Below are 15,643 nucleotides of genomic sequence, written 5' to 3'. Positions count from 1 at the left end.
GCTCGACAGTAGGAAGAGCGCCACAGGATAGAGCACAAAAGGCGTAGCAAAGGCCGCAGCAGCTAACCAGAAAACAACTTGGAGAAATAGCACTAGTGGAAAGGTATTTGTGTGAGAAGGTTTGTTACTTGAGGGGGTTGGCCTGAATTACCACGCGAACTTTATATTCTGATTGGAAATGTGTGGGAGTGTATCCCACATTCTCTGCGATCCGTTTCGGCCCTCCTTTGGTTTCATTCCAATCGAGTGGAAGCGAGTATTCGTCATGCTTCCACTCACTGCGGCGTTGGACCTGGAGTTGGGTGCCATTGAGGCCTTCGATCCGAACAGCGATTTCATCCTGCCCATCGCCGAATCGGAAGCCGTCGGGCTCTAGCGTCACTAAATGTGACGGAGAAAAATGCCAACCAACATACAGGCTCCGGTCCGCACGAATCGTATCGATGATCTCGATTCGCTTGTTCTCGGGGCTTATCTGGTATTCAGATTGAGCGTGAGACACTTTTCCTACCATATGCGAGTCGATGACTTGAGTCATTTGCGAGGTGTAGTCGCGATCCCAAAACCACGTCCCCTCTTTTTTTACGGGGCCATCGCGACCAACTAGATAGTAGGAATCGTGCAGGACCGCCTCGGCATCTAAAGCGCGGCGTGGTGACCAGTAAGGGTGATTGGTAGCAGAATGTCCCCAGAAGTTTGCATCCGCTATATGGGGTTCTCCGTTTATATTTCGCGGAGCCAAGTGGACTCCATTTGCCAGAGCCCCATTGATGTGCGTTCGATTGGCATGTCCATCGACGAGCCCAATCTCTCCCACGCAGAAAGACAAGCAGCGTTCATCAGGCCCAATGCGAAAGTTTGCAAGATCGCGATTGACGATCCACATGCGGAATGTCGAGTCCGGACGAGCAGGGTTTTCCCGATAGTGCCAACGCGAGCCCACACGATCAACTAGCGGAGTTGCGGCTGGTGGCTGGGGGGCGGGGGGGGATCCTGCGAGCGCCTGAAACTCTCGGAACTCAGCTGGGACGCTTGTACTCCCAAGACACCACTGATAAATGCCTCCCACCTCTGCTTCCTCTCGATATATCCTTGCAAGCGTAGCTACGAAAGCATCTCCGAAAGGCGAATTGGCGGTGCGAGCCACACTACGATCGATCTCCGTAAGCAAGCCCAAATAGCGTGTCCGAAGATAGAGGTTGCGTTCTCTGAGCTTCCATTTTCGATCGGTTGCGGTATCTACAGCTTCGAGCTGCACGAGGCCACCAGCTGCAAAATACTGTTCATAGCCACCGATTCCTGGATTCCCTTCGTTTTGACCATACTCTCGTCCTCCTCCACGGCGAGAAAGGATCGATAAGACGTTCGCAAACTTGAAGGTGGAATAGAGGGGCTCGCTATTTTCGCCTGTATCTAGTGCTGACAAGCGATTACGAGCCCACTTGTCTGACTCTGATTCGTTAATCAGCTTACAAGCTATTAGACACAAGAATTCTTCAAGAAAATAGGGAGTTTGTATTGTGTGTGTTGCATTCCAGTACCCCTGTTTCCGAAAGTGTACTCCCTGCTCAAGGTTCTCTTGAATCGACTGTGTTAGTTGTTTCTTTACTAAAATAAAAGCCTCTTCAAATTCTTGAGCATCACTCCATACGATCCAATCAAGCGCCAGGATTTTCGAAAGAAGGTGTCTCGACTTAAAGGGACAGTGCACTCGAGTGTCGCGATCTGGGGTGTAAAACCACTTTTTCGCTTCCTTCATAAGTAATTGTGCGCGATCTTCATTACCTAAAAAAGCCTCATAATGTGCACACATTGCAAGTTGGTGAGCACCATTCGGCTTCTGCTCGAGTGAAATAATCGATCTGTAATCAACATTTCGCCAAGCTTCGCCGCGGGGCAACCATAACCTACCAGAGCAAACGCCATTTTTAAGTTGTAGCGGAGGGATCAATGCGGCAATGAGTTCGTCGGCCAGGGGTTGAGTGACTTCCCATTCACCGACAGTGGCCACTGGGTGTTTTCCAAGAGCCATGGTCCGGAAATTGTTACCATCGAAGGTCTTCGTCGAATTTTCGCGTTGGAGCAATTGAAATATAAAAAGGAGCCCAACTGACACACATGCGCCAAATATCCATTTAAGTATCATATTTAGAACTCTTTGCTTTGGAGAGCGGTTCAGCGCTGGGTGGTTTGCCAGCAACCCAAGTCAAGCCTGCCGCGTTCTATATTCGACTGCTCTATGAATTCATAGCTCATAAAGGCGACGGTTACCTTGCAAACGGGTGCACTACGATTGCTATTCACAGTGCTCTATCGGCTGGCATGCTCCCACAAACAATATAGAAAACCGCAGGCGAGACGTGGACTATCTGGTTTAAGCGACAGGAGGAAAGACTGTAAGCCGGGCCCCAGTGTCACGGACTCGCGAATTACTTTTTCTACAAGCTCGCGATTTACACTCAGAATTTCTTTTATAGGAGCCCTGAAACCAATTTTAGGCTGAGCATATTTTATTCGATTAGTGATTGCACTGCGCAACAATAACTTATTCGTCTTTGGCCAGTTGAAACGTTCTCCGTCCGGAATTGCCAAGAAACGCTTCGCCAACTCAGGAGCGCTCCAAGGGAAATATGCCCGACCGTCAAGCATTTCCGCAAGCGCTATGGACTTTCCACTGTAACTGTAATTGTCTAGAAACCTCCCTCGCGATAATGCCCGAGCTCGCTCGTAACCAAAAGCTTGCCAATTTGCGTCTAGGTCTTGTAGTTTCACGGGCTTACCGCCTGTGCTCTTTTCGACCAACGACTGACAAAAACCATTGAAGAATCCCTGGCATTCAGTGAAGCTTCGGAATGGCAGTCCCGACGATGAGTAGTCGGTACAAAACAGGTCACGTATGCGATCTTGAAACTTTTCTGGTACTACGTGTTTAAGCGTACCGCACACTGTATTTGCCTTTCGCTGTTGAGCAGTTGGCAAATGGCCCATGTAAATGTCATTGCCCATACCATCTATGATGACCCTACCATGTAGTTGTTCCATCGGTAGGACTAGATATGACAAGAAGGCTTGATCGACCGTAGGCTCAAAAACTCGCCGAACTCGATTGATTGTGTTTTTCTGAATGGCGAAATTCTTGTATCTAACCACCGTTAATCGGTGCCCTAAAGTTTGGGCTAAAGACTCTATGAAACTAATGTTGGTGTCGGAGTTTGCGAACGTAATACAATCGACATGTACGCCTATCTCAGCAAGAGCTAAAGCAATTCCTGTCGAGTCCTTTCCTTCGCTAAGAAGGAGAGTCGTGTTGTCAAAATCCAAGTTCTGGGAAGCAATGCTTTTAGCCAATGCTGTGATGCAATCACCCTCATTGTCCTCGTTAGCCATTCTCTCCCCAGTGGCCGAAAATAGGTCCCTGACAGATGTGTACTCAAACCCCAAATCTGTTTTTTTGAGCGTGCCACCTAAGCCGACCGATGCGTAATTCGAATAGATTGTTTGTGGTGGAAAAATAGTGCCTGAGTATAAAAGCGTTGCAAGTGCATCGATGTCAATGCAGTCTCGAGTCAAGTTCGGAGGCTTGGGAATGGATTTCCCATCGCGAACATGAATTTCGCCAGACAGTCGGGAGACAATCGTACGCGTCTGATCAAAACAGTCTTGGTCTATTTGCATGGTTACCGCCAATTAGAATGCTCAAGTTCGCTGTGGAAGAATTGCTGGTGAACATTAGTCGTTACTTTGCTATCTAAATTTAGCGGGTTGGCTTTTGCTCTGGTATAGAGAAGGCTATCGCTGTTCAATTGCATCTAATATTCGCTTGCAATTTGCATCCCAAGTGTGATTTGATTCGACACAGCGGCGCCCATATTCGCCCATCGTTCTTCGTAAGTCGGCATCGTCTATGAGCTGGTTTAAGCATCCTAACAATGCGTCGCAACTGCCCGGAGGAAACAGCAGACCATTTTTCCCGTGTTCTATCACTTCAGCTATTGGCTGAAAATTCGCCGCGACAACGGGCTTTTTCATCGCCATGTATTCAAAGATTTTCATGGGTGAACCGAAGTCATTGGAATGAGGCATTACACCAATGTCCATCGCTGCGATCGTACCAGGGATTTGAGTGTGCGCGAGTTTACCAGTAAAAGTTACACTATCCTGTACGCCACATTCTGTAACAAGTGTTTCGACGGACTGCCTCTCTTCCCCAGAACCCACGAGTAATAAATGAAGATTCGGGTCAGTTCGAAGTAAGGGGGCTATGGATTCAACTAAAAAGCCAACCCGGTGCCAGAACGTAAAGCTGCCTACGAATCCAATAACTGTTTTGTTTTCGAGTTTGTATCTTGCCCGAACTTCATCCCCGGCCAATTGAACGCGAAAGTCTGCCAAGGCAACCGCGTTGGGAAGGACGAGGATCTTTTTCGCTGGAATACCAATTTCGATGAGACTGTTTTTTAACGAGCTGGATACAACAACGATCAGCTTGGCAACATGAAACAGTTTACGTTCGAAATAGCCAGCAACCCATTTAAGAGTTAGCTTGCGAGCATGAGTAGGGTCTTTGCGATTTACAGCTCCATTTACTTCAAGGACTAAATTGAGTTTCCTGATCTTTGAGACATAATATGTTGAGGCGTCAAAGAACGCGTATCGTTCATAAACAAATTGGTAGTTACTAAGTCGAAGCATTCTCAACAGTTGTCTTGCGGCCACGCAGTTGTACGCGATAGAGAGCAATTCGTAGAGAACTGTTGGCGATTTGTCTGCAACGAAGTTCCAAAAACTTTTGGAGTTACTGGAAGCTGGTTTATGGGTGCTTACTGAAGGCGGGGAGCAGTAGTCTACGTCGAAACCTTGAGCACGAAACGCATTTGAAATTCCTTCAATATGTACCTGCTCAACATCCTGCCCCCGAGTCCGATGCTTATAAATTATCTTCAACTAACTAAGTTCCTCTAAATATGAATGTTCGTTATCCGTCTAAGTACAATCAACGCAAGAAGTTGCGCGAGATAGAACGGATTGAATTGAAATATAGATCGAGCGTAATTCTTCTTCACACTACGACGATAGGCCTCGAACGCCGACTGAACTTGGAGTTGGTATTGTTGGTGAGTCTCACAAGATTGGGTGCTATACTGCCGTATGTCTCTCGATATGCGCTCAGCAGTTTCTCCATCCACAAATTCGGGTTGGTGTTGGTCGTTGATCTGAATTGGAAGAACACTGTGAGACACAATGGATTCTTTATCAAAAACGACTTCAAGCACCATTGATTCTTTGGTTCTTTGAAACGGCATATCAAAAATGAAATTGCCTAAACTGAATGCGATCAAGCCGTTTCCATATGGCTCGATGCCCTGAGCAACATGCGGGTGATGACCGGCAACTAAAGAGGCTCCGTGGTCGATGAGTTTGTGTGCGAGTTCAATTTGTTGAATTGAGGGTGTACTGACGAACTCATCGCCCCAATGCAGCGAGACAACCAAGTGATCCACGGTTTGGGCATATTTACTTACCTCACTGACAATTTCTTCAGCGGACGCTAGCACATAGAGCTGTTTTCCCGGTTTGTACTCCTCGGGACGCATCGAAAATGCCAAAAAACCGAAGCGAATTCCTTTGCATTCAATGCACTTTAACGCTGTAGTTGTGCTGTCACCAATACATTGGATCCCGCACTGTGTTAATCCAGCTACTGTTTCCATATACGCAATTGCACCGTGTTGCATCATATGGTTATTAGCAAGGGAAAGAACGTCGAATCCAACTTCGTTCAAAACCGGGATGCAATTACTAGAGCCTCGCATGTAAAGACTTGGCAACCAAAGTGGGTTGCGTCCTGCTTCGGACAAAACTGCTTCGAGGTTCCCAATCAATATGTCTGCATCATCAAGCTTTTGCTTCACCAATTGCCAAGGGAAGTCGTGTCCGTTTTCCAGAATTTTGGATGCAACACCGAAACCGTAACAAGCTGGCATGTCACCTAGCATGATATCGCCAGTCGCGAACATTTTGACATTTCTAGTTTTCATAGTCGAACCTTGTCTTGAACGAATAGTCTCGTAGAAATCCTACGCTATCCATCAAATCGAGTGTTGGTATACGAGCCTCGCTTAGAGACTTGCTGAAAATTCGACCAAGTATTAATAGTCGCTTGTAAGTTTCTGAGAGTGCGGCTAAAAAAGCTGCTGGAAGCGATGCGGACTTGTCCGGAGCAAGAATTATCCCACACTTGTTGTCCCGTTTAATTTTCGCGTGGTAATGCTCATCCTACACCGGTCTCGCATAATTGAATTCCCCTTCGCGACTGTGAGCGTCTTTCAATTAGTGTAAGGACGTCTTCCGCATTGCGGGTCCAGATTCTTTGTTCGAGCACGTAATCGCGTCCGCGCCTGCCGATAACGCTTCGGGCTTCCGCATTTTGGCTAAGTTTCACGAGCCTCGAAGTAAATTCATCAGTATCTCGCTGCTTGAAAATTCGTCCAGTTTCCTCGTCGCGGATAAGTTCGCGAATAGGGCCAAGATCTGGGCCCACGGCAACGCATTCCATGGCCATGTATTCTAGGATTTTCATCGGTGAGCCAAATTCGTTGGAATCGGGCATTACGCCAATGTCCATGGCAGCGATGTAAGAGAAGACCTGATCATGTGGAACGGGCCCAACGAGATTCACGTATTCCTCCAGCTTGGAATCTTTGATCGTCTGCTTGAGTGTGGTCTCATATTCGCCCGAGCCCACAATTAAAAAATAGACGTTGGGGATTTGTTCTACAAGCGATGCCATGGCATCGGCAAAGAAGTCGATCCCGTGCCATTGTCGTAGTGAACCCACAAAGCCAATGACGATTTTGTCATCGACGTCAAGCTGTGCTCGCCGTTTCATGCGAAGGCCCCGATGATCAATTTTTAGAATCTGAGCTAAATTGATTGCATTGGGAGTAACGATGGTCGTAGCGATATCTTCGCGGACATTCTGCACACATTCTTGGAGGGCTTGGGAAACCACCACGATGCCGTCGGCATGACGTAATACGTACGACTCGGCAAGCTTGAGTATTCGTCGATAGAAAACCGGGAATGGACTCCCGAATCTTCCCGCGTACGTGATGTTAACTTCAACGATAATCGGAGTGTTCAAATGTTTCGCGGCTAGGACGCCGGCGAAGTTGTAGGAAGAATAACGCTCGTAAATGAAATCGGGTTGAGTGCGTTTGATGGCCGCACGAACACGTGCATAGTCTACGATGTTGTAAAAAATCTCTGCTGTCTGCTTGAGAAATAGTTTCATTTTGCTCGGGGGCTGATTGGGCTGCGAAGCCGCCAAACCCGATGCCTTCGTCGCCCCACGCGGCGCCGCGATCGACACCTCGTGACCAAGTTCTTGGAATGCACCGATCATTTCATTGATGTGCACGCCCTCGGCCCCATCTCCACGAGTTCGGTGGTGGTATAAGATTTTCATTGTATTTTGAAATTAATCTTCTCTGATTCTGTGCGATGAGAAGCCCTGGGATATTGGGGGCGTCGTTGTTAGCCAATGTTTCAACGGGCCACTCGTTCCGAAAAATATGCGATTGTCTTTTGGCCCGCGCTAGGCCAAGTGTATTCACTGACGCCTGCGGCAATCGATCGTGGGGCATGGGGCTTGCCTAAAGTCTCCAGGATAGACTGAGCTAACGCTGTGGGACTTTCCACAGGGCATACCTGTCCCATGTCCTGGTTTTTCACGATGATACGATTGTCACCCGCGTTGGTGACTGCCACGGGGCAGCCGGTGGCAAGCGCCTCGAGGACTGCATTGCAACACCCCTCCCGGCGACTCGCCAAGCAAAAAAGATCGGCCGCACGCAGCCAATTCACCACCGTCTGTGGAGTTTGGCTTCCCAGAAATTGGACACGCTGGTCGATGCCCAATTCCTTGGACAATTGCTGCAGCCGAATTCCCCAGGGAGATTGCACTTCGCCTCCGATGCAAACTAAGTTTACCTCCAACTGCTTTACCACCTCGGCCATCGCATGTAGCAGGGTATCGTGCCCTTTGACCGGTTTCAAATTTCCCACGCTCACGATAAGTTTTGTCGATTCTGAATAACCAACCGCCGTCCGAGCCGCTGGTCGATCCCCTGGACAATACAGCTGCGTGTCGACGCCATTGGGAATCACGGTAATGTGGTCGGCGGGGGCGCCTGCCGCTACAGCAGAAGCTTTCAACGAATGACTGACCGCAATAACCCCGGTCGCGCCACCCAGCGCCTCCAACAATTGTGGGCCGCGATCTCGCGTGCGGAACAGATCCACTTCCAAGCCACGTAGCGTGATAAAAACAGGGATTCCACGGCGCTGGGCCACGCGCCAGCAACCGACGCCTTCAGGATAACCAAAATGGGCGTCCAATACGCAACTCTCCAGCGTTGACTTCGGCAATTGTTCGAGCCATCGATTCACGCAACGTTCGAGCCAACGTCCGTCCAGCCGCTTGGCTACCCCCGGAAAATAGAACATGCCAGATCTATCGATAGGGAACTTCGCTCCAGGTAGCTCGGCATCGTGGCGTCGCGGCCGAACGCATGGAAACCAAGGTTGTGGCTGCAAGGCACGCACTGAGGCCAATTCTGCCATCTTTTCCAAACGCCGCTGCACAAACAATCCTAGCAATGGATTTCCGGCGGAAGGAAGATTCGTACATACGCTCAAAATATTCAAGGTTTACGTTACGCTGGCTGTAGGAGTGGGATTGTCGGTGGTGTGTGCGAGAGGATGCATCAGCGCGGAGTAGCGGCGGATTTACGAGTGGTGACGATCCGGCGTACGCGATGCGACTGTTCTTTCAGCTCCAACCTATATCGGACGGCTGCGGCCCGAGTTGCAACCAATTGGCTTTCTAGGGTGCTTGGGGTGAGTTGATAACCGGCTGGTGTAGCCGGCAATTCCTGTCCCAAGATTTCCACTAGCACTTGCTCCCCCAATGCTTCTCGGTAGTGTCCCGATTCCCAATACCACCGCATGATCGTTCGCCGATCGCTCTTCGGTGGAGGTGACTCGGTCGTTCGGGAAGAGTAATTGGCGAAATCCCACAAACTCGCTCCCTGAGCCTCGCATATTCTATTGAGCAACGTCTTCCAACGCTCGAAATTGCTCCAGTGTCCTGTCGCGTCGAAGATTTCGAGGACGTCTGCATGGTACGGGTGGATGTAAACTTCAACCCGGATTCCTCGCCGCTGGCACAATTGCAATGCGGCCTCTATCGCTTGCAGTTCGGCGGACTGGCCATCCACCGGTGCAACGCGTTCTAAGCACTTGTCGATATATTCGCTGTTTTTTTGCCTAAAAAGTGAGGCTTGTCCTTCATTCTGAATTAAATTGCGGAATGCGGAACCCGAGTTGAATCCTTGATCTGAGATGTTAGCTGCATTCGGATCATTCTGTGCGAGAATCGTGAGCAACGAATCTCCCAGGGCAGACAATGAGACTGTTGCTGCTAGAGTGTCTTTGACTTGTTGACGGAATTGAGGCCATGAGCGAGTGCCGCGACCCATCGAATTCAGTCTGGCTGCGTCAGCGGAAACGCTTTCCGTCGCAACCTCGCTAACCTCCTGCGCCCCTAAAACTGCTGGCTTTCTTAAGTAGTTCAGGAAATCTACTCCCAGAACTACAGTGTTCGGCGTTTGGTCCGCTAGCACATGCTCCAGATACTGCAGCGCAAGCTCACTGCCCGAGCCAGGTTGGCCAAGGTTGTAGGCCGGCAGTAAGTTTGCCGACAACTGCTCGCTCTGTGGATTTAATCCGATGTCGACGCGCGAATTTCCGAGAAAAATGGTGCGGTAGTCTCCTCGCATTACTCCGTAGGCCTTCGCCATCCGCACTTGCCGAATGGCCTTAGGTTTGCGTTGGCTCCAACCCTCAATGCGTGGCGTCCCAAATCGCAAATAGGGGTCAATGGTCACGTTGCACGCTGTCACCAACAACAGCAGGACGAAGATGGCGATCGCCGATTGACGCAGATAAGCTGTGTGTTCGCGGGAGTGGGCCTTTTCTGCTTCCAACACTGGGACGCTTGCTGGAACCGTGCGGGTTGGCTCTTCTGGCATTGGTGATGGATGCATGTCGGCCAACCAACTAAAACTGGAAGTAGAGAAATTCGGACAATTCAGGCAACGTCAAAATCCCTGCCACGGCAATGAAACTGATGGCAAGAGACCAGAATAGCGAGGGGGTCCAAACCAAGGGCAATGTAACCCCAAACCCTCGGTCAGGCAATTTCGAACGCCGCGTTGCATCTGTATATTCCCAGGCGGGTTCAAAGTTACGCATGAATTGCTGAGTCGTAGGCATCAACCAGACAATTGCAGATAATCCAGCTAACCAAAGCAGGCTCGATACGAATTGGGTGCCACTACTCCCATCCACCCCAATTCCAATTTGGGATAGCCACTCGGCGCCTTTTCCCATACGTAGAGCAATGGCACTCGGGTAGGACACACCATTGTATCCCAGCATGCCCAAGACGATCTGGTTTGCAGAGGCGAGTGAGGATGCGCGGAAATAGGCCCAGGCAATATCCACAGCAATGAAGGTCAGTACGCAGGCTCCCAGTCGGTAGAGGCAGTGTTTTTTAGGATATTCCAACCAACTCGTGGCGTGGCTCCATCCATGTTGGATGATCAAATAGCTGCCGTGTAGAGCGCCCCACAGAACAAACGTCCACCCGGCACCATGCCAGAGACCACCCAGCAACATGGTAATCATCAGATTGCGATAACGCCCCAAAGTGCCGAAGCGATTGCCACCCAAAGGAATGTAGAGATAGTCGCGCAAGAAATGCGATAGGGTCATATGCCACCGCCGCCAGAATTCACTAATCGTTTCTGAACGATACGGAGCAAAGAAGTTGAGTGGCAGTTTGATTCCAAACATCCGAGCTGCCCCAATTGCCATATCAGAGTAACCTGAGAAATCAAAGTAGATTTGCAGAGCATAGGCTAACACGCCGATCCAGGCTGGCAGAAAACTAACCGAGGCCCAGGCTTGGGGATCGTCGAACAGGGCATTCGCGTACGGCGCAACGCCATCTGCAAGTACGGTTTTTTTGAACAGCCCCAATGCAAAGATAGTTCCGCCAACCGAGAGATTGCGGCACCAATCACGTTCTGGTGAGCGAAGTTGCGGCATCACCTCTGAATGATGCACGATCGGACCCGCGATCAATTGAGGGAAGAAGCTAACGAACAACGCGTATTCCGATGGGCGATACTCGGGGGCCAGTCCCGAGTAGCAGTCGGCGAGGTAGGCTATTTGCTGGAAAGTAAAAAATGAAATAGCTAGCGGTAACGCGACATGTCCGAACAAAGGGGGAGTATCGAGCAGGTCCACCAGTGTGTTGCTGAAAAACTCCGCGTATTTAAAATAGGCAATCAGTGAGAGATTGGCGGTGACTCCAGCGGCCAGCATCCAACGGCTTGGCCGCACGCGAAGACGTGCACCGACCACAAAATTGAAAAGAATGGTTCCCAAAAGCAGCGGCAGGTAGATTGGGTTCCACCATGCATAAAAGAAGAGCGAGCAGGCGAGTAACCAACCCACTCGGGCGCGGTAATTGCCAGCCAACAACTGACCGACGACGAAAGCCATCGGCAGCAGTAGAAAGATAAACTCGTAGGAGTTGAAGAGCATGTTAGGGCTAGTGGTGCGTCAAATTTTAGTTTTAGGGTTTCCCGGAAAAAGGTGTCCGACACCAAAAGCCGGAACGGCCCTTCGGGTGCTTTGCACTTTGGGTGTCGGACACCTTTTTCCGGACGCTCGCTAAACCCTAATTCGTAGGGTTGAGGCACCACCAGGGTGGCGCCTCGTAAGTGAGTGGAGATAGCCAGCAAGGGCGCTTCGGTGGATTCGATAGACGGATCGCTAGAACATGACGTACACCGACTCGGACAATTCGTCGGCTTGCTCTTCGATTTGAGGATGTTTAACGGCAGTCTGCAGTGCCTTAGCGAGCACCGGCTCCAACAACGCACTGCTGTCGCCATCACGCCAACGAGCTGCAATGGCGTTAGCCATCTTCTGCGTTGCGCCTCGCTCGTCGGTGAGGGAGGATGCGAATTCGAATTGTGTCCGCTCAATTTCCTTCGAAGTGATATCGACCCACACGGTCGGACTGGTCGCGTATTCCTGAGTCTCGCGAATCAACCCCAACCCTTGCTGACGCATTTTTAGCACTTGAGGCCAGAAACTGGTATCAAAGAGTTTACCAATTTGCTGATGATAAACATCGGCATGCTCGACTTGCTCAACCGCGTAAACATCCTCATTCTCCAGTCCTTCCCCCATTCCTTCAGGCCACTGGGGTTGTTCGGATTTCACCAGGATACAGTTACCCAATGCTAGAATATCCATTTCGGTTCGCATAAAGCAACGGTAGGCGTCGTATGGGGTGCAGACGATCGGCTCGCCACGCACATTGAAGGATGTATTGACAAGGATGCCAAATCCAGTGTCTTGTTCAAAGCGTTTGATCAAGTCATAGAATTGGGCATGGTGCTCGCGGCGCACAGACTGAATGCGCGCCGAGTAATCGACGTGAGTGACCGCTGGGATGTCAGACCTCAGCTGGCGTACAATGGGGAGTAGATCCTCTCCACTCCCTTGGGCAGCAACCTCTTTCGTAATTCGCCGTTCTTTTTTAACGGGCGCGACCAACAACATGTAGGGACTCTCACGGTCCAAATCGAAGTAGTCGCCAATGCGTTCTTGTAGTACGGCTGGGGCAAACGGCCGAAAGGACTCGCGGTATTTGATCCGCAGATTCAAGGTCGTTTGCATCTCGGTATTGCGCACGTCACCCAGGATGGATCGTGCCCCCAGGGAACGCGGGCCAAATTCAAGCCGACCGGAGAAATGGCCGACCACTTTGCCCTCGGCCAATGCGGCCGACAAGTATGCCGCTCGCTCGGGTTCTCCCAATTCTCGGTAGGGGTAGCCGTGCGTATCGAGATAGCCTCTAATTTCGTCGCTCGAAAACTCGGGGCCCAGGTAGGATCCTCCTTGATCGGATAGCGGGGAACGAGGACCTCGCTTCTGTCCGTAGTACGTGTGCCAGGTATCGAGGGCGACCCCCAAGGCGCATCCGGAATCTCCCGCCGCAGGCTGGATCCAGATCTGATCGAAAACTCCTTCACGCAAAAGTTTTCCATTGGCCACGCAATTCAGAGCGACTCCGCCCGCCAAGCAGAGGTTCTTTTCGCCAGTCAATTCACGCGCGTGGCGAGCCATGCGTATTAATGCCATTTCGGTTACGTCCTGAATCGAACGGGCGATGTCCATCTCTCGGCGAGTGATGCGGCTTTCGGGATCGCGACGCGGTCCGCCAAAGAGTTCGTCAAACTTCTCTGAGGTGGTACTCACATCGCGCAGGAATGCAAAATACTCCATGTTCAGTTCAACCGAGCCATCCTCTTTCAAGTCGACAATGTTGTCCAGGATTTTCTGGGTGTAGATTGGTTCCCCGTAGGGGGCCAAGCCCATCATCTTGTACTCCCCCGAATTCACTTTGAAACCAGTGAAGTGGGTAAAGGCGGAATAGAGCAGGCCGAGGGAGTTGGGAAAAGTCATTTCGCGCAACATGCGAATTTCGTTAGCCTGCCCATGACCAATGGAAGCCGTGGCCCATTCACCGACACCATCGATGGTAATGATTGCCGCACTTTCGAACGGTGATGGATAAAAACAACTGGCCGCATGCGAGCGATGGTGATCTCCTTGCAAGACGGGACCTTGGAAGTTCATGGCTTGCCGCACACGCTGTGGGAAATGGAGCTTGGAGCGCGCCCAGTCGGGGACGATGGTCTTCCACATTTTGCGGCTGGAGGATTCGTCAATGGCAGCCAAGCTGTGTAAGATTCTTTCGAAGGTCAGTGCGGAGTCATCGTAAAAGGTCACTGCAGCTAGTTGCTCTTGATTAATCCCCCCCTGCTCCAGACAGAAATTGACGGCCTGGTGTGGAAATCGGCGATCGTTTTTCACACGGCTAAAACGCTCCTCTTCAGCGGCTGCCACAATCTCTCCGTTGCGGATCAGAGCGGCCGCAGAATTGTGGTAGAAGCAAGAGATGCCGAGCACATATTGATCCTCGGACGATTCGCGGTGTCCGCCTGAATCGGCTAGCGACCGACTGGCTGACTCTTCGATCGGTATGGAGGGAGATACCGCAATGTCGCGTTCCGTTAAAAAGCGATCCATCTGCTCGGCTACTAGGCGGTTGGCGTACTCCGTAAAGTGCCCCCCTTGCTCAAAACTCAACTTCAACCGCTCCTGATAAGGAAGTTTTGCAAGCAGCGTTGAAACGTCTCCGACGTGGACATTGTTTTGCGGATCGTCGAGCTGTTGGAACAAGGATTGATACACCGGTTCCATGCCAACCAGATAGAAGTCTCGCGTTGGAATAGGAAAGATGATAACCGGCAATGGCTGGGCTTCGCTGATGAATTGCTTGAGAATGGCTTCCATCAATTGCCAGCCTGGCGTTTGGTCGGACAAAATGTCGGGATAGGGATGGTGACCTCGAACTCTTTTGAACTCCGTGATCAAGCGAGATCCAGCATCGGACAGCAGGGAGGAATTGCGGAGTTCCTTCAAGCCTGGAATCAGCGAGTAGAGGTCATGAACCTTGTCGAGTAAGTTGTCGTTGCGTTTACTTGACGTAGTGTCACTAGCATCGTCATGAACCTCGCGTTCAATCGGAACTGGAACTTGTCGGAGTTGGAGTTCTCCGTCGACCAATTCAAAATAGGGTTTGGGAACGCGAACTTGCGCACCAGTGACGCGATCGATGGACGGGCGGAAGGGGGTCTGGATCCGATGGAAGCTATCGATTTGGACGCATAGGACAATCGCATCGGCTTCGATCTGTTGCGCGTATTTACGGAAGGCGAGCAAATGCTGATCAGTGCCACTGCCCGATATTCCAAAGTTGTAGACTTCGCAATTGTGCAATTTGGCTAACTGATCCGAAAAGCGATCCCGATTCGAGACATTGTCTCCGGCGGTATAAGAGTCGCCAAACATCAAAAAACGAGGGCGTTTGCCTCGTTTCGGAGTAAACTCGAAATCGGAGCGAAAGCCACTCGAATTCGTCTTGACGAAGAAGCCTCCCGCTTCATTGGTCAGACGTGCATTTTGATTGGGGACAAAGCGATGGCCAATGGCTGCGTCGTGTTGGAGCAGCATACGGTGGGTGGCTTGTTTTAGCAGGAACATATACTTGCCAATTCTGGAGGTGGTACAAAGATTGGTTTTTTAGTGAAAAAGGATGCGCAGCGCAGCGTCTAGTGCATCGTCAACACTAAGAATTAGGGTTTAGCGAGCGTTCGGAAAAAGGTGTCCGACACCAAAAGTGCAAAGCACCCAAAGTGCCGTTCCGGCTTTTGGTGTCGGACACCTTTTTCCGGGCAACAGCGTCGACAAGTGCCTGCTTCTTTTCACTGCTTGCGCGGCTTGTTGATCGAAGAGGGATTTTAGCTTTAACACGGAAGTAGCACACCTGATTTCCCTGTAGTGGCAATCATCTGTCCTTGCTCACGCGGCGGGTTGCTATTCAGACAATGGCGTTATGCGGTGGGGAGCGTTTCAGTGAGGCTGTTGGCAG

9 protein-coding genes are annotated in these 15,643 nt (G+C 50.6%); all 9 read right to left on the bottom strand.

The annotated features are described in order from the left end of the window. Positions 1-124: 124 nt before the first annotated feature. The 9 genes from Q31a_RS23630 to Q31a_RS23590 all read right to left on the bottom strand — a co-directional run bounded on the left by Q31a_RS23630 (position 125) and on the right by Q31a_RS23590 (position 15,255). Positions 125-2,011, bottom strand: a complete 1,887-nt coding sequence (locus Q31a_RS23630) for a hypothetical protein (protein ID WP_145083288.1) — start codon at positions 2,009-2,011, stop codon at positions 125-127. A 299-nt stretch (positions 2,012-2,310) separates the two neighbouring features. Continuing rightward, entirely contained in the window at positions 2,311-3,675 is a 1,365-nt protein-coding gene (locus Q31a_RS23625) for an asparagine synthase-related protein (protein ID WP_145083284.1), read from the bottom strand. Positions 3,676-3,789: 114 nt separating this feature from the next. Then, positions 3,790-4,944 carry a glycosyltransferase family 4 protein gene (locus Q31a_RS23620; protein ID WP_145083281.1) on the bottom strand — a complete coding sequence of 385 codons (1,155 nt, stop codon included), beginning with the start codon at positions 4,942-4,944 and terminating at the stop codon, positions 3,790-3,792. A 14-nt stretch (positions 4,945-4,958) separates the two neighbouring features. Further along, entirely contained in the window at positions 4,959-6,038 is a 1,080-nt protein-coding gene (locus Q31a_RS23615) for a CapA family protein (protein ID WP_145083278.1), read from the bottom strand. A gap of 233 nt (positions 6,039-6,271) precedes the next feature. After that, positions 6,272-7,468: a glycosyltransferase family 4 protein gene (locus tag Q31a_RS23610; RefSeq protein ID WP_145083274.1), complete on the bottom strand. Its 1,197-nt coding sequence runs from the start codon at positions 7,466-7,468 to the stop codon at positions 6,272-6,274. A gap of 80 nt (positions 7,469-7,548) precedes the next feature. Further along, positions 7,549-8,700 (bottom strand): glycosyltransferase, encoded by a 1,152-nt coding sequence (locus tag Q31a_RS23605; RefSeq protein ID WP_145083271.1) that lies wholly within the window; start codon positions 8,698-8,700, stop codon positions 7,549-7,551. 68 nt (positions 8,701-8,768) lie between these two features. Further along, complete coding sequence (locus Q31a_RS23600) at positions 8,769-10,109, bottom strand: hypothetical protein (RefSeq protein WP_145083268.1); 1,341 nt, start codon at positions 10,107-10,109, stop codon at positions 8,769-8,771. 13 nt (positions 10,110-10,122) lie between these two features. Further along, positions 10,123-11,676 (bottom strand): MBOAT family O-acyltransferase, encoded by a 1,554-nt coding sequence (locus Q31a_RS23595; RefSeq protein ID WP_145083264.1) that lies wholly within the window; start codon positions 11,674-11,676, stop codon positions 10,123-10,125. A gap of 231 nt (positions 11,677-11,907) precedes the next feature. Then, the gene (locus Q31a_RS23590; RefSeq protein WP_231690912.1) at positions 11,908-15,255 is read right to left on the bottom strand and encodes a carbamoyltransferase N-terminal domain-containing protein; all 3,348 of its coding nucleotides are present in this window, start codon (positions 15,253-15,255) and stop codon (positions 11,908-11,910) included. Positions 15,256-15,643 lie beyond the last annotated feature (388 nt).

The sequence above is a fragment of the Aureliella helgolandensis genome, assembly GCF_007752135.1.
GTDB classification, from domain to species: Bacteria; Planctomycetota; Planctomycetia; order Pirellulales; family Pirellulaceae; genus Aureliella; species Aureliella helgolandensis.
This window is presented reverse-complemented; position numbering and strand designations above follow the sequence as displayed.

Excerpts from the sequence above, each read along its gene's own strand:
- Q31a_RS23625 (WP_145083284.1), bottom strand. The coding sequence starts at position 3,675 with ATGCAAATAGACCAAGACTGTTTTGATCAGACGCGTACGATTGTCTCC.
- Q31a_RS23615 (WP_145083278.1), bottom strand. The coding sequence starts at position 6,038 with ATGAAAACTAGAAATGTCAAAATGTTCGCGACTGGCGATATCATGCTA.
- Q31a_RS23610 (WP_145083274.1), bottom strand. The coding sequence starts at position 7,468 with ATGAAAATCTTATACCACCACCGAACTCGTGGAGATGGGGCCGAGGGC.
- Q31a_RS23600 (WP_145083268.1), bottom strand. The coding sequence starts at position 10,109 with ATGCATCCATCACCAATGCCAGAAGAGCCAACCCGCACGGTTCCAGCA.
- Q31a_RS23595 (WP_145083264.1), bottom strand. The coding sequence starts at position 11,676 with ATGCTCTTCAACTCCTACGAGTTTATCTTTCTACTGCTGCCGATGGCT.
- Q31a_RS23590 (WP_231690912.1), bottom strand. The coding sequence starts at position 15,255 with ATGTTCCTGCTAAAACAAGCCACCCACCGTATGCTGCTCCAACACGAC.